General features: G+C 60.7%; 18 protein-coding genes and 1 tRNA gene. 8 read left to right on the top strand and 11 right to left on the bottom strand.

All coding sequences use genetic code 11. The features are described 5' to 3' along the window. Window positions 1–28: 28 nt before the first annotated feature. The 7 genes from AC0L3L_RS09200 to AC0L3L_RS09170 form a co-directional block, all read right to left on the bottom strand. Window positions 29–406 carry a hypothetical protein gene (locus AC0L3L_RS09200; protein WP_473637332.1) on the bottom strand — a complete coding sequence of 126 codons (378 nt, stop codon included), beginning with the start codon at window positions 404–406 and terminating at the stop codon, window positions 29–31. 118 nt (window positions 407–524) lie between these two features. Then, the gene (locus AC0L3L_RS09195) at window positions 525–1,055 is read right to left on the bottom strand and encodes an O-acetyl-ADP-ribose deacetylase (RefSeq protein ID WP_473489808.1); all 531 of its coding nucleotides are present in this window, start codon (window positions 1,053–1,055) and stop codon (window positions 525–527) included. A 1-nt stretch (window position 1,056) separates the two neighbouring features. Further along, on the bottom strand, window positions 1,057–2,664 hold the full coding sequence (locus tag AC0L3L_RS09190; protein ID WP_473637331.1) for a carboxyl transferase domain-containing protein: 1,608 nt from the start codon (window positions 2,662–2,664) through the stop codon (window positions 1,057–1,059). Window positions 2,665–2,668: 4 nt separating this feature from the next. Continuing rightward, on the bottom strand, window positions 2,669–3,052 hold the full coding sequence (locus AC0L3L_RS09185; protein ID WP_192356790.1) for a PIN domain-containing protein: 384 nt from the start codon (window positions 3,050–3,052) through the stop codon (window positions 2,669–2,671). After that, window positions 3,049–3,282: an AbrB/MazE/SpoVT family DNA-binding domain-containing protein gene (locus AC0L3L_RS09180; protein WP_473637470.1), complete on the bottom strand. Its 234-nt coding sequence runs from the start codon at window positions 3,280–3,282 to the stop codon at window positions 3,049–3,051. The genes AC0L3L_RS09185 and AC0L3L_RS09180 overlap by 4 nt, the downstream gene beginning before the upstream one ends. A 244-nt stretch (window positions 3,283–3,526) precedes the next feature. Then, window positions 3,527–4,690, bottom strand: a complete 1,164-nt coding sequence (locus AC0L3L_RS09175) for an isovaleryl-CoA dehydrogenase (protein ID WP_473637330.1) — start codon at window positions 4,688–4,690, stop codon at window positions 3,527–3,529. Window positions 4,691–4,754: 64 nt separating this feature from the next. Continuing rightward, on the bottom strand, window positions 4,755–5,405 hold the full coding sequence (locus tag AC0L3L_RS09170; RefSeq protein ID WP_473637329.1) for a TetR/AcrR family transcriptional regulator: 651 nt from the start codon (window positions 5,403–5,405) through the stop codon (window positions 4,755–4,757). A gap of 178 nt (window positions 5,406–5,583) precedes the next feature. Between AC0L3L_RS09170 and AC0L3L_RS09165 the strand changes: the two genes are divergently transcribed. After that, window positions 5,584–6,072, top strand: a complete 489-nt coding sequence (locus AC0L3L_RS09165; protein WP_473637328.1) for a MarR family transcriptional regulator — start codon at window positions 5,584–5,586, stop codon at window positions 6,070–6,072. A 19-nt stretch (window positions 6,073–6,091) separates the two neighbouring features. Here the strand turns inward: AC0L3L_RS09165 and AC0L3L_RS09160 are convergent, their stop codons facing one another. Further along, window positions 6,092–7,204, bottom strand: coding sequence for a pyridoxal phosphate-dependent aminotransferase (locus AC0L3L_RS09160; protein WP_473637327.1), 1,113 nt, complete (start codon window positions 7,202–7,204; stop codon window positions 6,092–6,094). A gap of 119 nt (window positions 7,205–7,323) precedes the next feature. Between AC0L3L_RS09160 and AC0L3L_RS09155 the strand changes: the two genes are divergently transcribed. Further along, complete coding sequence (locus tag AC0L3L_RS09155; protein WP_473637326.1) at window positions 7,324–9,003, top strand: tetratricopeptide repeat-containing sulfotransferase family protein; 1,680 nt, start codon at window positions 7,324–7,326, stop codon at window positions 9,001–9,003. Window positions 9,004–9,591: 588 nt separating this feature from the next. On the opposite strand, the gene AC0L3L_RS09150 is transcribed toward AC0L3L_RS09155, so the two are convergent. Beyond that, the gene (locus AC0L3L_RS09150; RefSeq protein ID WP_473637325.1) at window positions 9,592–10,788 is read right to left on the bottom strand and encodes a porin; all 1,197 of its coding nucleotides are present in this window, start codon (window positions 10,786–10,788) and stop codon (window positions 9,592–9,594) included. Window positions 10,789–11,254: 466 nt separating this feature from the next. On the opposite strand from AC0L3L_RS09150, the gene AC0L3L_RS09145 reads away from it, so the two are divergent. The 5 genes from AC0L3L_RS09145 to AC0L3L_RS09125 all read left to right on the top strand — a co-directional run bounded on the left by AC0L3L_RS09145 (window position 11,255) and on the right by AC0L3L_RS09125 (window position 12,788). After that, window positions 11,255–11,345 (top strand) — tRNA-Ser (locus tag AC0L3L_RS09145). A 79-nt stretch (window positions 11,346–11,424) separates the two neighbouring features. Next, a complete protein-coding gene (locus tag AC0L3L_RS09140; protein ID WP_473637324.1) occupies window positions 11,425–11,697 on the top strand; it encodes a hypothetical protein in 273 nt (90 codons plus the stop codon). A 14-nt stretch (window positions 11,698–11,711) separates the two neighbouring features. Further along, window positions 11,712–11,981: a hypothetical protein gene (locus AC0L3L_RS09135; RefSeq protein ID WP_473637481.1), complete on the top strand. Its 270-nt coding sequence runs from the start codon at window positions 11,712–11,714 to the stop codon at window positions 11,979–11,981. Beyond that, window positions 11,933–12,148 (top strand): PIN domain-containing protein, encoded by a 216-nt coding sequence (locus AC0L3L_RS09130; RefSeq protein ID WP_473637323.1) that lies wholly within the window; start codon window positions 11,933–11,935, stop codon window positions 12,146–12,148. Before AC0L3L_RS09135 ends, AC0L3L_RS09130 begins: the two co-directional genes overlap by 49 nt. An 88-nt stretch (window positions 12,149–12,236) precedes the next feature. Continuing rightward, window positions 12,237–12,788, top strand: a complete 552-nt coding sequence (locus tag AC0L3L_RS09125; RefSeq protein WP_473637322.1) for a hypothetical protein — start codon at window positions 12,237–12,239, stop codon at window positions 12,786–12,788. Window positions 12,789–12,811: 23 nt separating this feature from the next. Here the strand turns inward: AC0L3L_RS09125 and AC0L3L_RS09120 are convergent, their stop codons facing one another. Then, on the bottom strand, window positions 12,812–13,162 hold the full coding sequence (locus AC0L3L_RS09120) for a hypothetical protein (RefSeq protein ID WP_473637321.1): 351 nt from the start codon (window positions 13,160–13,162) through the stop codon (window positions 12,812–12,814). A gap of 220 nt (window positions 13,163–13,382) precedes the next feature. Between AC0L3L_RS09120 and AC0L3L_RS09115 the strand changes: the two genes are divergently transcribed. Continuing rightward, a complete protein-coding gene (locus tag AC0L3L_RS09115; RefSeq protein ID WP_473637320.1) occupies window positions 13,383–13,568 on the top strand; it encodes a hypothetical protein in 186 nt (61 codons plus the stop codon). A 106-nt stretch (window positions 13,569–13,674) separates the two neighbouring features. Here the strand turns inward: AC0L3L_RS09115 and AC0L3L_RS09110 are convergent, their stop codons facing one another. After that, a complete protein-coding gene (locus tag AC0L3L_RS09110) occupies window positions 13,675–13,869 on the bottom strand; it encodes a hypothetical protein (protein ID WP_473548579.1) in 195 nt (64 codons plus the stop codon). Window positions 13,870–14,466: the final 597 nt, after the last annotated feature.

Here is a 14,466-nt window from a genome sequence, read left to right as displayed (position 1 = left end):
GGGCGGTGCCAGTCAGCCAGGCGACTGACTATTTGGAAAGCGCGATCTGACAGCCGCCGCTCGCAAGCCTGACTTTCCACTTTTTCAAGCCTGACTGACAGTTCCGCAGCGCCAGATCTTCCGCCGCCTTTTGCGACGGTGCGTTCAGCCGCGCGCCGCAAATGATGGAGATGTCGACGACGCGCGAATAAAAGGTCGTTGCATAGGCTGAATGGCCGCTGGCCGCCACATAGGCGTTGTACGTCTTGGTACACGGATCCTTCGGGTTTCCAGCCAAAGTCGGGTAGAAACGGATGTCGCCTTTGTTGCCCGCCAGTGATTCCGCAGCGCTGCCGCCTGGAACAGCTAATATAAGAAGCCCTGCAAGTATCGATACAGTAGTTTTCTGAGAAAGTCGCAGTCTCATCTTCGCCCCATCCCCATGGAAATTGCAAATCAGCAATAGCCGCAATTTTTCCGTCTGGCCAGTTCGATGTTTGAAAATGAGTCTGAAGGGTGTGGATGGGATTTCTCATCGGGACAGGTCACGCTCCCGCCAAGCGCAGCAACGCCTGCTGGTATAGTTCTGCCGTCTGCTGGTCGAAGCAGCAGAAAATGACAGTTTCCGGAACCGCGTTCTGGCCGACGAAGGCGCTCACGGTGCCAACGGCGATCTGCGTCGCCTGGTCCTTTGGATACCGGTATACACCGGTCGAGATCGCCGGGAATGCCACGGTCCGGCAATCCTTGGCGACGGCGAGTTCGAGCGACCGGCGATAGCAGGAGGCGAGCAGATGGGCTTCACCTTTGCCGCCGCCTTGCCAGACCGGACCGACCGTGTGGATGATATAGCGTGCCGGCAGCCTGTAACCCTTGGTGAGTTTTGCGTCGCCGACCTTGCAGCCATTGAGTGTTCGGCATTCGGCCAGAAGCTCAGGGCCGGCCGCCCGGTGAATGGCGCCGTCGACGCCACCGCCGCCCAGAAGTGACGTGTTGGCGGCGTTGACGATGGCATCGACCGCCAGCTTCGTAATGTCGCCGATATGAACGCGAATCCTCTGATTGATTTCGCTCATCTCACATCCTGAACACGCCGAACCGTGTCTCCTCGATCTCGGCGTTCAGCGCGGCTGAAAGGCTGAGCGCCAGCACCTCGCGCGTCATGGCCGGATCGATGATGCCGTCGTCCCAGAGTCGGGCGGAGGAATAGAGCGGGTGACCCTCATGCTCGTATTTCATCAGGATCGGCTTCTTGAATTTTGCCTCCTCCTCCGCGCTCCATTCCCCGCCCTTGCGCTCGATCCCCTCGCGCTTGACGACGGCCAGCACGGTGGCCGCCTGCTCGCCGCCCATCACCGAAATGCGGGCATTCGGCCACATCCACAGGAAGCGCGGCGAATAGGCGCGTCCGCACATGCCGTAATTGCCGGCGCCGAACGAGCCGCCGATGATGATGGTTACCTTCGGCACCCGGGCAGTGGCGACCGCCATCACTAGCTTGGCGCCGTCCTTGGCGATGCCGCCGGCCTCGTATTTTCGCCCCACCATGAAGCCGGTGATGTTTTGCAGGAAGATGAGCGGGATCTTGCGCTGGCAACACAGCTCGATGAAATGCGCGCCCTTCAGCGCGCTTTCGGAGAACAGCACGCCGTTGTTGGCGATGATGCCGACCGGCATGCCATTGAGATGGGCAAAGCCGGTGACCAGCGTGGTGCCGTAATTCTGCTTGAACTCATCGAAGTCGGAGCCGTCGACGATGCGGGCGATCACTTCACGCACGTCATAGGGCTGGCGCAGATCGGTCGGCACGATACCGTAGAGCTCATCGGCTGCATGAAGTGGCGGACTCGGATCGCGAAGTGCCAGCCCGATCTCCTTCTTTCGATTCAGGTTCTTGACGATGCGGCGCGCGATCGCCAGCGCATGCTCGTCGTCCAGCGCAAAATGGTCGGCAACGCCGGAAAGCCGCGTGTGGACGTCGGCGCCGCCCAGCTCCTCCGCGCTGACGTCCTCGCCGGTGGCGGCCTTCACCAGCGGCGGGCCGCCGAGGAAGATGGTCGCCTGGTTGCGCACCATGATCGTCTCGTCCGACATCGCCGGCACATAGGCGCCGCCCGCCGTGCACGAACCCATGACGCAGGCGATCTGTGGTATGCCCGAAGCCGACATGTTGGCCTGGTTGTAGAAGATGCGGCCGAAATGGTCGCGGTCGGGAAACACCTCGTCCTGATTGGGTAGATTGGCGCCGCCGCTGTCGACCAGATAGACGCAAGGCAATCTGTTCTGCAGCGCGATTTCCTGGGCGCGCAGATGCTTCTTCACCGTCAGCGGATAATAGGTGCCGCCCTTCACCGTGGCATCGTTGACGACGACCATGACTTCGGTGCCTTCGACGCGGCCGATGCCGGCGATGATGCCGGCCGATGAGATGTCTTCGCCGTACATCGACCATGCAGCGAACTGGCCGATTTCAAGGAATGCCGAGCCGGTGTCGAGCAATTGGGCAAGGCGCTCGCGCGGCAAAAGCTTGCCGCGGCTCTGGTGGCGCTCACGCGCTTCCTGCGAGCCGCCACGCTCGACGGTTGCCGCCTTTTCCGCAATGTCGGCGACCAGCGCCCGCATGCGCTCGGCATTGGCGCGGAAGGTGCCGGAGGCGGGCGAGATCTGGGAGGTGAGGGTGGGCATGATGTTACCGGATCAGTTCGATCTTGCAGCCGATATCCAGGTCGCCCCAGTCACGGTCAGCGGTGACGGCAATGGCGTTCTCGCGAATTGCCAGTGCGAGGCAGGCGCGATCGCCCAGCGACAAGCCGCGATGCCGCGTCAACTCGCGAAGCTGACCGGCGGCGATGCCCATCATTTCGTCGAAAACAGCGACCGGCATGCCGAGGCTGGCGAGGTCGTCCGCGGCCTCTTCCATGCTGCGTCCCCTGTCGATCAGCTTGGCGATGATTTCGGCCGCATTGACGGAGCTGCATTGCGCATCCGGCGCGAAACCCAAGGCAATATCGGTGCCTTTCTCGTTGAGCAGGATCGCAAGCGCCGCCGAGCTGTCCATGACGTAAGGTTTCACTTCGCTCCCTTCCTCGCAATCCCTTCGGCATGAAGCCGGTCCAAACGTTTATCGCTTCGACGCTGTTCTTCCCGCCGCTCTTTGAGAAATTCGTCGACGACGCTTTCCTCAGGCCTTTTCAACGCCGACAATTCCGCCTGGACGCGCCTGAGATTCCGAAGCCACGACCTTACCCGCAATTCGCCGTTCTCGACGTGAAGGATCAAGTCTTCACCAGGCTTCACGCCCATTTCCTCGCGCATCGCAGCCGGGATAACGAAGCGTCCGCCCTCGCCAAGTCTAACGCGCTCGCGTTTCGCTGGAACCCGGAGCGGAGTTTTCCGAGCTCCGGCCTCGAATTGTGTTTGCGGATTTTCGTCAAACCCAGCCTTTTCGGTTCCGTTCGCCATAGTCTGCCTCGTTCTCGAAATGTGGCACATTCTAGTCAATATGGCACAATTGGCTAATCATGGCAAAGATTCAAAAAAGGGACCACTAGATCGCATCCGCCATGATTTCGCGCCCGATCAGCCAGCGGCGGATTTCACTGGTGCCGGCGCCGATCTCATAGAGCTTGGCGTCGCGCAAAAGCCGCCCAGTCGGATAGTCGTTGATGTAGCCGTTGCCGCCCAGCAGCTGGATGGCGTCGAGCGCCATCTGCGTCGCCTTCTCGGCAGCGAACAGCACGCAAGCGGCGGCGTCCTTGCGGCTCGTCTCGCCGCGGTCGCAGGCGGCGGCCACGGCATAGACATAGGCGCGCGCGGCATTCATAGTCGTATACATGTCGGCGAGCTTGCCCTGCACCAGCTGGAACTCGCCGATCGGCTGGCCGAACTGCTTGCGTTCGTGCACATAAGGTATTGCCACATCGAGGCACGCCGCCATCAGCCCGATCGGGCCGCCGGCGAGCACGGTGCGCTCGTAGTCGAGGCCCGACATCAGCACTTCGACGCCGCGCCCTTCCTCATGCAGCACATTGTCGAACGGCACCTCGACGTCTGAAAAAACCAGTTCGCCGGTGTTGGAGCCGCGCATGCCGAGCTTGTCGAGCTTTTGCGCGACGGAAAATCCGGCAAAATCCTTTTCGACGATGAAGGCGGTGATGCCGCGCGAATGGAGCTCCGGATCGGTCTTGGCATAGACGACCAGCGTCTCGGCGTCCGGGCCGTTGGTGATCCACATCTTGGTGCCGTTGAGCACGTAGTGGTCGTTGCGCTTTTCGGCACGCAGTTTGAGCGACACGATGTCGGAGCCGGCGCCGGATTCCGACATTGCCAGCGCGCCGACCTTTTCGCCGGTGCACAGCGCAGGCAGATATTTCTGCTTCTGCGCAGGCGTTGCCCAGCGATTGATCTGGTTGACACAGAGGTTGGAATGAGCGCCGTAGGAGAGGCCGACCGATGCCGAGGCGCGGGAAATCTCCTCCATAGCGACAACATGAGCGAGATAGCCCATGCCGGTGCCGCCGAAATCCGGATCGGCGGTGATGCCGAGCAGGCCGAGCCCACCGAGCTCGGCCCACAGATGCGCCGGAAATTCGTTCGAGCGGTCGATCTCGGCGGCGATCGGCGCGATCTTGTCCTGGGCGAAGCGCCGCACCAGGTCGCGCAGCGCCTCGATGTCTTCGTCAAGCCCGAAGTTAAGTGTGTGCGTGTACATGCCGTTCCTCCCGGCGCACGACCGCGAAATCGAATTCGATTTTCGCGGTGGATCATGCGCAAAATCAAAGTGCTACAGCGTCGTTTGCTCGCCCGGCGCTGTAGGTCGTTGTCGCGCTGCGGGCCTTTGCTCCAACCAGGCGCATCGTCATTGAAAGATATGTGGCGGTTACCTCCGAGATCGATAGCCGCTCGCCCGGCCGGAACCAGACGATGACGCCGGTCATCATCTGGATCAGCGCCATGGCAGTCAGCCCCGTGTCTTCGACGTCGAAGACACCGGCTTCTGCGCCGTCGCGCAAAATGGCGCGCAGCTCCTTTTCATAGGTCGTGCGCATTCGCAGGATCTGCGTCAGGCGATCATGCGACAGGCTGCGCAATTCCATGTTCGAGACATGGGTGGAGTGGCGGCGTTCGATGTGGAAGGCGATGTGGTTTTCGACATAGGCGGCGAGCCTCGTCGCCGGATCGGCCACGACGGGGCGCGCCGCGGCCCACGCCTCGATCAGCCCTTCCATGTGCTCGCGCATCAGCGTGAACAAGAGGTCTTCCTTGGTCGGAAAATAGCGATAGAGCGCCGCGGCCTGCACGCCGACCTCGGCGGCCAGCTGACGCATCGACATTGCCTCGTAGCCAAGACGCGCGATCAGGCTGACCGCCGCCTCGCGGACCGCAGCTTCGGTCTTTTCTCCGTCGGAACCGGTCGTGCGCGCCATGATCGCCTCTCGAGTGGCAATAATAAAACGAACGTTCAATTAATTCAAGCGTGGATTCGATTCCAAGATAAATGACCACGTCTTTTAAATAGTTGACTTAGTCAATCGATTTGGCGATGGTCCTGCAGCGTAGAAATCTCCTGAGAAGGAGCCTGCCATGCCGGATGAGCGGAATGCCATGGTCACCGAAATCCGCCATTTCAACAGGTTTTACACCAGCTTGATCGGGCTGCTCGACGAGACCTTGATGCAGAGCACCTACACGCTGACCGAGGCGCGGGTGCTGTCCGAGCTGGGTCACCGGGCGGGCGCCGTCGCTAGCAACCCGGGCGGCGAGGCAGGGTTTCTCGCGCGAGCGTTCCATCTCGATCTCGGGCCAGCGGCGTCCGGGATTGCCGGCGAACTCCGGCTGGACCCTGCCTATGTCGCGCGGATCCTCAGAAAATTCGCCGCCATGGGCCTGATCGAACTGCGTGCCGACCCGGACGACCGGCGTCGGCGCATCCTGTCGCTGACCGCGCGGGGAAACTCGGAACTGGCCACGCTGCAGGCGGCGGCGGACCGCGATCTTACCCGGCTGACGGCCGGCCTGGCCGACAACGAAGCCGCCGAGCTTGCGGACGCCTTGAAGCGGGTCATGTGCCTGCTCGGCGACGGGGGGAAATAGCGGCAGGGCTTTGCGATCCTCAGTTCCCCCGTGCCGCCGCCAGCGCACCGGGCAGCTCCTCAGCAAAAATGTCGAGCTCGTGGTCGAGGCCGACGCTGACCCGGATGCAGCGGTCGAGCACCGGCACCATCGGCTTGCGGATGAACACATCGCGCGACAGCAGCGCCTGCAGCACCTTCAGGGCGAAGGCGCCGTCGCCGCCGCAGTCTATGGTGACGAAATTGGTCGCCGACGGCAGCGGCTTCAGCCCATTCGCCTCGGCTATTTCAGCGATGCGGCGGCGGCCGGCAGCGACCCGCGCCACCACGCTTTGCAGATAGTCCTGATCGGCCAGCGCCTCGACACCGGCGATCTGCGCCATGCGGCTGACGCCGTAATGGTTGCGGATCTTCTCGAAATCGCGGATCACCTGGGCGTCGGCCATCGCGTAGCCGCAGCGTATGCCGGCCAGCCCGTAGGCCTTCGAGAAGGTGCGCATGCGGATGACGTTCGGCCGCGCGACATCGATCGGCGGCAGCGCCGACGCCGGGCCCAGCTCGCCATAGGCCTCGTCGAGCACCAGCATGGTGGTCTCCGGCAGGGCTTCGATGAAGCGGATGAGTTCGGCCGCCTCCCACCAGCTGCCCATCGGATTGTCCGGGTTGGACAGGTAGACCAGCGGCGCATTTTCCTTGGCGACCGCAGCCAATAGGCCGTCCAGGCTTTCCCGGTCGTTCTCGTAGGGAGCCGCGACAAGCCGGCCGCCGACGCCGGCAATATGGAAATTGAAGGTCGGATAGGCGCCGAGCGAGGTGACCACCGCGTCGCTCGGCGCCACATACATGCGCGCCACCAGACTGAGCAACCCGTCTATGCCTTCGCCGACCACCACGTTTTCGGCGCGGACACCAAGATGCGCGGCGATGGCCACCTTCAAATCGTGATTGTCGGGGTCGCAATACATCCACATGTCGCGGGCGATGTCGGCCATGCGGGCGATGACGCGCGGCGAAGGCCCGAAACTGCTCTCATTGGCGCCGATGCGGGCGCGAAACGCACGGCTGCGGTCACGCTCCTGCGCTTCCGGGCCCACAAACGGCACCGTCGAGGGGAGCGCGCTGATGATTGGCGTGAGGGGAGGGCGCTGGCGCATGGCAAAGGCTCGTCGAAAAGGGCCTTCTTGCTAGCGCGGCACAGTTGGCCGCGCAAGCTCCCTCCTTGGCTGCAACCACCATGCTGGATTCTCCCCGCTCTTTTTGCTAGCGAGATATCATGAACAATCGACTCCCACCTGCTTGGTCAAAGCACATCAAGCCCGGACCCGCGCCGAAAGCGAAGGTGCCGATAGCGAAGCCGTTAGCGAGCCCGCAGAAAGGAAACGCCCAATCGCGTGCGCAGGCCGACGATGCGCTGCTGAAACAGGCATATACCTTTCAGCAGGCCAAGCGGCTCGACGAGGCTCAGGACCTATGCCTTCGGGTTCTGGCGCGCACGCCAAACCATCCGCTCGCCTTGTACATCCTGGGCACCGTATACCTGGGTTACGATGATGAGAGGGCCTTGCGATATTTCGCACGGGCGGTCGGCGAGGAACCTAAAAACCCCTACTACCACCTCAGCCTGGGCGAGGCCTATGTGAAGGTCAGCGAGTATTCGCCAGCGATCAAGCATATTCAGTATGCCTTGGAACTGCAGCCCGGCCTAATCGAAGCACTTTGCGCATTGGGGCGCACTTACACGGAGTTTGACAAGCCCGACATGGCTTTGCCGCTTTACGAGAAGGCGCTGAAAATCAACCGCGATCATCCCAAGGTGCGAGCCGGGCTGGCCGGCGCGCTCAGCGGCCTGGGGCGTATGGATGAAGCCGCCGTCTATCTGAAAGAAGCGATCGATCGCCGTATTGGGGTGCCGGCTGCCTACAACGACCTTGTACAGACGCGAAAGTTCACCGAGGAGCCCGAGGAGCTCCAATCCATCCTTCGCGAACTCGGTAATCCGAAACTTGGTTCGGAAGCCGCGCAGCAACTCCATCACGCCGCCGGCAAGGTGCTGAACGACCTCAAGCGCTATGATGAGGCATTCGACCACTTCAACAGGGCGAAACAGGCCTCAGGCCACAAGTTCGATATCGACTTGTATCGTCGGTGGATCGATTCGATGATTGAGACCTTCACGCCGGACTTTTTGGCTGCCCGGGCCGGCTATGGAAATCCTTCCGAAATGCCTGTGTTCGTGGTTGGCATGCCCCGCTCGGGAACGACGCTCACGGAGCAGATCTGCGCCAGCCATCCCGATGTTCATGGTGCAGGGGAGCTTAGCAAACTAAGGCGGGTCGCGAATGCGATCGGTCTCAAGACATCATCGGCTGGAGATTTGCACCAGCCAATCACGTCGATCACGGAAGACCTGTCCAGAACCTTGGCCGAAGAGCATCTGTCCTACTTGCGGGAGCGGGCGCCTGCCGCACTTCGCGTCGTGGATAAGACGCCGCACAATTTCGAACTGATCGGCCTTATCGGGCTTCTCTTCCCCAACGCACGCATCATTCATTGCCGTCGTGACGCCATCGACAATTGCGTCTCTTGCTTTGTCCTCAACTTCAGCGAGGCACACAGCTACAATACCGACTTGCAGACACTCGGGCTGTATTATCGCGAGTATGACCGCCTGATGCAGCATTGGAACGAGGTTTTTCCGGGCCTTATCTTCGAAAATCGCTACGAAACGCTGGTCGAGGACCAGGAAGCGCAATCACGCCGCCTGATAGATTATCTCGGGCTGCCCTGGGATGATGCCTGCCTGCGCTTTTTCGACAGGGATGGTTCGGTCAACACGCCCAGTCGCTGGCAGGTTCGTCAACCGATTTACAAATCGTCGGTCAAGCGCTGGAAGAATTACGAAAACGAAATTCAGCCGCTGATACAGTCGCTGGGCGATCTTGCAGAGATTTGACTTGAGGCCGGCGGTCCGCATTGCGCGGGTCACGAGGGTCGCAAGCGCATAGGCTTGCTGACCGATTTCTAGCGTGCGGCCGGTACCTGTCAGCATCCTTCGCTTCGTCATCCCAGGGCGGAGCAGGAGCGAAGCGACGTCGCGGAGACCCTGGGATCCATGCCGTTACGGTCGGCAGTGCTCCTCCGGACCAGAACCGAACGCCACCACCCGGCCGGTGTGGATCGTGCCGCGCTCTGGCTCGCGGTCATATAGACGTAACCGGTCGCGGTTGAAGGGTAGCTCGCGCCGTTGCGTATGCAAGTGCCGTTCTGCACAGCTGCATTCTTCGGCTGAGGTAACGGAATGGATCCCAGGGTCTGCGCTCCGCTTCGCGTCACTCCGCCCTAGGATGACGAAGGCATGATCGCCAATCGCCGGCGTTTGAGATTTGGCAATGGAAGGCCAATCTAGCAGATGAAGACCGATCCAGCAGCGAACGACCCTGGCCGGTATCGGCGGCGCCATACATTCCGCCCTTGACAGCCCGCCGATACGAAAAAACCCGGCGGTTGCCCGCCGGGTTGGAGTTCAGTCAGGCAAAGCCTGTTAGAACGAGCGCTGGAAGCGGAGCATGCCGCCGAGGCTGTCTTCGTCGTCCGCAGCGGTCCAGTTGGAGAAGCCGTCCTCGCCGAACTCGCCGGCGTGCAGGTAGTCGACTTCGGCCGTGATCGTCAGGCCGGGAACGATGTCATAGGCAATGTTGGCGGCGATGCCGAGGTTTTCACCTTCGTCATACGAGATCTGGGTGTTGAACGAGGTCTTCTCGTTGATGGTGTAAGTGCCACCGCCCCAGACCGCCCAGTTGCCGGACCACAGCTTGTAGAAGCCGCGGCCGCCGGCGGCGGGGAATGCATAGCCGCCGTCCGTGAGGTTGTCGTCGGTGCCGTAGCCGGCCATGATGAACAGCGACAGGTTCTCCATCGGGGTGACGTCGAGGCGAACCTTGCCGGCGACTTCTTCATAGTTGGCGTCGTAAGCAATGACGCCGGTGATGGCGCCCCAGCCCTGCGTCCACTTCACGCCGCCGACGACATTCGGAACATAGCTGTCGATCGTGAAGTCGCCATAACCTTGTTCGAGCGAGACCACGGCCGAGAAGCCGTTGCCGGCATCGAAGTAGTACTGAACGACGTTGGTGTCGAAACCGCCGTAGGGAACCAGCGTATCCTGGATGACGTTGCCGGCATAACCGATGAACGTATCGAAGGCCGATTCGTCTTTACCGACGCGCAGGCCACCGAGCTGGATCCAGGCGAAGTTCAGCGAAATGCCTTTGTTTTCGGCAGGGTTAAAGACATAGGTCGTGACCGGTAGCAGCGGACCGTCGCCGTCCGGGTCGGTGGTGTCGACGCTGACGTGTCGGTTCCGGTTGCCAAAGTTGAAACGGGTCTCGGTGTAGGTCTTCAAGGTGCCGAGCTCGGTTTCCTGGCCGGTCCAGGTCTTCAGCGTGAAGCGGGCCTGCTTGTAGTACGTGTCCTGCGCGTCACCGTCCTCGACGTCGAAGTTCTCAGCACCATCGAACGAGCCGACGTCGCCGATGCCGATGTCGTAGCGGACATAGCCGCCGATGCGCAGGCAGGTCTCGGTGCCGGGGATGTAGAAGTAGCCAGCGCCGTAGACGTCGCAGATGCGGACGTATTCAGCGGGTTCCGGCTCGGCAACGACGACGGCGTCGGCGGCGCGCGCACCGGAAACTGCGACCAGTGCCGCAGCGGAGCCAAGAAGAAGGCTCTTGATGTTCATTTTCTGACCTCCAGTCAAAAGTTAAAAAACGGGTCTGGGTATTCTTTGCTGAAGGACAGCGTTCCCTGCCCCATCCCCACTACCGAAAAAGATGCGCACCGCGCCGCTCCTTCGAATTCGACATTACCCATGAGGCGGCGGCGTTCAACCACCATCGCATCGGCGAAAGGTCTGTGCGGGTGCTATCCCCCTGCGTTGTTGCACAAATGACACGATTTGGCCTCACTCGGAAAGCTCCCGTTAACCATTGAGCTGTCGGAGACCCTTGGGCGAGCCCTTGCAATCCGGCCGATTCCGGCAATTGCCCCCTCCCGGAATTGCGACGATGTTGTGAGTCGTCAGCCAAGGGATTGCCGCAGAATCGCCGCATGGCAAAAGCGCGGTTTCGGCAGAAGCCGGTTTTTTCAACGATAATGGGTCAGGCTTGTTGATTGTGCCGGCGCTTTTCTTTATCCACCGGCGCAACGGAGAGGTGGCCGAGTGGTCGAAGGCGCTCCCCTGCTAAGGGAGTAGAGGTCAAAAGCTTCTCGTGGGTTCGAATCCCATCCTCTCCGCCATCAACCTTTGTTTTTCTTGGATAATCTGTCGTTTTACTAGTCCTGCGTACAGGATTGCGCACAGCGCGGGGAGGGGTAAATGATTGATTGGGATAACATCCGAAAATTTCGCTACACCGAGGATGCGCCACCGCCGGAATGGCCTGACGGCGTACGCGCCATCAGCTTGCCGGGCACTTCGCTGTTAGGCATCAATCCCAAGACCAACAAACTTTACTGGGATGGGCAGGAGCTTGCGACGGAGAAGCGTCTTGCCAATTTCGAGCGGGGAATGGCGCTGGCCGTCACCGTTGCCACGGTCATCATGGCCATGATCGAGGTCGGCCGAGCGACGGGCTGTATCACCCGCTGAAGGGGTAAGTTGCCGTGAAAGTCATGCTGGACACAAACGTCTTCAACCACTTGGTGGAGGGGGCAATCGATCCAGCCTCAATACCCGGCGACTGGGAGCCGGTTATCACGCACCTTCAGAACGACGAGATCGAAAGAACTTCAGATCCGACAAAGCGCAAAGCTTTGCAAGCTATGGTCATCGCCACGGTGACGGTTAAGGTTGCGACCGAATCGGCAGTGTGGGGCACATCTCGATGGGGGAGGCTAAGTGGTCTGGTCCAGCTTCGCAGTATAATACCTTGAAGACGCAACTGGATGCCGAGAAGAGGCGCCCTAGCAATACGAATGACGCTCTGATCGCCGACACTTGCATCCAGAACGGCTTTCTCCTGGTCACAAATGATCAAGCGCTGACAAAGGTAGCCACGGCCAACGGCTGCTCTGTACGCGACCTTCGCACCAAACCGTAGCGTCGGCTTCCCGCTTTACTTGCATTCCCGCGTCTTCCTGCGACTATCGACAGGGCCCATGCGACATGCATGGTATTGGGGGACGGCAATGGGCGATAATGCAGACTTGCTTAATCTTGCAGTCGCAACTGTGGCATTGATTGTCTCGGTGGTGGCCTTAGGTTTTTCCATCTTCTTTTGGCACCGTCAGTTTCGGCCGATCGTGACGGCAATGGTCGAGACACACCACGGCGGGAGCGATGGGATCTCTTACAACCTGGTCATCCTCAATTCAGGATCAATCCCGGCGAAGAACATCAAACTGCACCTGCGCGATCGGCCTTCGCTAGAGGCCGCGCTTGGCGCCGGCGCCGACAAAGACGCACGAGAATTGTGGCTCGCTTGTTTCGAGCCCTCCAGGGTAATCCGCCTTCTCCAAAACGGCGCCCGGACGTCATGCTCGTTTGGATTCACCCATAGAGATCTGCGCCGAAGCTTTTGGAGGGCACAGGCCGAGTTTCCGATTCAGATCGAATATGAAGGTTGGTTCGGAGAAAAATATCAAAAAGACCTGCCAAACGTCGTGCAGATCGCCGATTCCGAAAGTTTTACAGGCGGCATGTGGGGCCCGGTCAAATCAGTCGGAGGAAGCCGTAGCTAGATGCCCCGCCTCATTTGGGCGTGTTAGATCCAGCGGTCCCGGCGCTGGTCGCCGGCCACAAGAACAAGGCCCAACAGCAAGCCTACAGCCGCGCCCAGAATGAAGGCGGACGACACCGTGCCAGGATTTTCTTGAACGATATCGGAAGCAGTAGATGCCCGTTTGCGAAGCGCTTGCGTTGTCCGAGACACGCCATCGGCCGCGCCCTCATACCAACCAGTGGCTTCCTCGACCACCTCTTCAGCGCGCTCCGCGAGCGTCCGATTGATCTTGCTGATCTCGCGCTTCAGCTGCGCAACTTGCTTCTCCAAGGCTTCCTGAGCTTCCCGCTGCGTCTCCGTCGGCTTTGCGGCTTCGTTTGGGTCGTCGGCCATTTGTGATCTCCCTTTGGGGTGGGGCTCAACGGCCGCCGCAGCGTATGGTTCCTCAGCAACAAAAAAGGCCCGCCACCGTGAGGCAGCGGGCCGTCTGGACAATTTGTCCACTCGGTCAGTGACGCTCTGCCGGTGCTTCGAGAAACTCCATGAAGCTCTCAGCCACCTTGGCTATCGGCATTGACCGCGCGTTGCATCCGCGAAGGATGGCGGCCGCGATTTGGAGCATGTCGAAGCGGCTCCCAACAAGCTTGGCCACCACGGCATTTTCTGTGCCGCTGTCGTCGCTGTCGTAGGTCGATCGCTGTTTGACAAGCAAGGTCAGCCTGAGAACGTGTCAGAGACGCAGAACGGTTCGACGGTTGGTGCGGTGCTCATGCTGCGCCGCCGTCTGCAAGGCGCCTGATCGCGGCGGCGATCGACAGGAAAGCCTCGTTTGGATCTTCAAAATCCTCCAGTCCACAAACAACCCGCCGCACATCGCTGATGCGCAGGCGTGCATGAGCGTGGCCCTACTGATGCCGCGCGAGCCGGTCCATGGGGGCGTTTGCTTCGGCCAACCTAGCCAGCGCTTGCTCGACTTTTTGAGCCGAGGCGTCAGTGCGCTTGATGTGCCGGATCACCTCCTGCCTCAGCCGCGCGAGCCTTTCGGCGCGATAAACGTCGCCGTATGTCGCAGTTTCTAGGTGGAGGGTCGCGAGCCTCATGGGCGACGATTCCAATTATCAAGCATTTCGAAGAGTGAGTTTGCCGCGCAGCAAACCGGCAGGATCGAATTGGCGTACGTGCCGAGCGTCGCGGTTTCGACCTTACGGTCCGCAGCTTCGGCATAGCTGACGCTGATCGCGAGGATAGCGATAGCAAGGTGGCTCGGGGGTAAGTAAGGTCGCGACATGCATCAAATTAGCACCGGCCCTTGATGGGCTTCCTCCATCGATCGGATGAAGCGGTCCCTATAATTAGCTATCACTTGACTAAGGTGCCGGCCGCTCCAGACTCATGGAATGGCGCGGGGAATTGGGATTGGAGATCTGGTGGCGATCATGGCCATCGTCCGCAGACGGGTCACGGAGGACCGCGTCAGCGTGTCCATCCCGAGCTATGGCTTTCCGCATTCGATCATCGATCATACCGAGGTCAAGAAGGGGCAGCAGCGGTCTGACACGCGAGCAGATCGGCGACCTCGGCCTGCCTTGGATCGAGAACTTGGAGACCGGCAGCGGCAAAGACCTCGGCGATCCGGGTCACCCCGATCACCGCAAGCCCTACGTCCAGAACTACATCGCCAGTCAAGGTCGGCGAAA

It is taken from the genome of Mesorhizobium sp. WSM4849, from assembly GCF_055811385.1.
The sequence above is the reverse complement of the archived record's forward strand: the minus strand, read 5'-3'. Positions and strand labels throughout refer to the sequence as shown.

Bases quoted from the DNA above. Each gene is read 5' to 3' on its own strand.
- AC0L3L_RS09200 (WP_473637332.1), bottom strand. From the start codon at position 406: ATGAGACTGCGACTTTCTCAGAAAACTACTGTATCGATACTTGCAGGG.
- AC0L3L_RS09175 (WP_473637330.1), bottom strand. From the start codon at position 4,690: ATGTACACGCACACACTTAACTTCGGGCTTGACGAAGACATCGAGGCG.
- AC0L3L_RS09195 (WP_473489808.1), bottom strand. From the start codon at position 1,055: ATGAGCGAAATCAATCAGAGGATTCGCGTTCATATCGGCGACATTACG.
- AC0L3L_RS09190 (WP_473637331.1), bottom strand. From the start codon at position 2,664: ATGCCCACCCTCACCTCCCAGATCTCGCCCGCCTCCGGCACCTTCCGC.
- AC0L3L_RS09165 (WP_473637328.1), top strand. From the start codon at position 5,584: ATGGTCACCGAAATCCGCCATTTCAACAGGTTTTACACCAGCTTGATC.
- AC0L3L_RS09160 (WP_473637327.1), bottom strand. From the start codon at position 7,204: ATGCGCCAGCGCCCTCCCCTCACGCCAATCATCAGCGCGCTCCCCTCG.
- AC0L3L_RS09130 (WP_473637323.1), top strand. From the start codon at position 11,933: ATGGGGGAGGCTAAGTGGTCTGGTCCAGCTTCGCAGTATAATACCTTG.
- AC0L3L_RS09155 (WP_473637326.1), top strand. From the start codon at position 7,324: ATGAACAATCGACTCCCACCTGCTTGGTCAAAGCACATCAAGCCCGGA.
- AC0L3L_RS09110 (WP_473548579.1), bottom strand. From the start codon at position 13,869: ATGAGGCTCGCGACCCTCCACCTAGAAACTGCGACATACGGCGACGTT.
- AC0L3L_RS09125 (WP_473637322.1), top strand. From the start codon at position 12,237: ATGGGCGATAATGCAGACTTGCTTAATCTTGCAGTCGCAACTGTGGCA.
- AC0L3L_RS09120 (WP_473637321.1), bottom strand. From the start codon at position 13,162: ATGGCCGACGACCCAAACGAAGCCGCAAAGCCGACGGAGACGCAGCGG.
- AC0L3L_RS09180 (WP_473637470.1), bottom strand. From the start codon at position 3,282: ATGGGCGTGAAGCCTGGTGAAGACTTGATCCTTCACGTCGAGAACGGC.
- AC0L3L_RS09140 (WP_473637324.1), top strand. From the start codon at position 11,425: ATGATTGATTGGGATAACATCCGAAAATTTCGCTACACCGAGGATGCG.
- AC0L3L_RS09170 (WP_473637329.1), bottom strand. From the start codon at position 5,405: ATGGCGCGCACGACCGGTTCCGACGGAGAAAAGACCGAAGCTGCGGTC.
- AC0L3L_RS09150 (WP_473637325.1), bottom strand. From the start codon at position 10,788: ATGAACATCAAGAGCCTTCTTCTTGGCTCCGCTGCGGCACTGGTCGCA.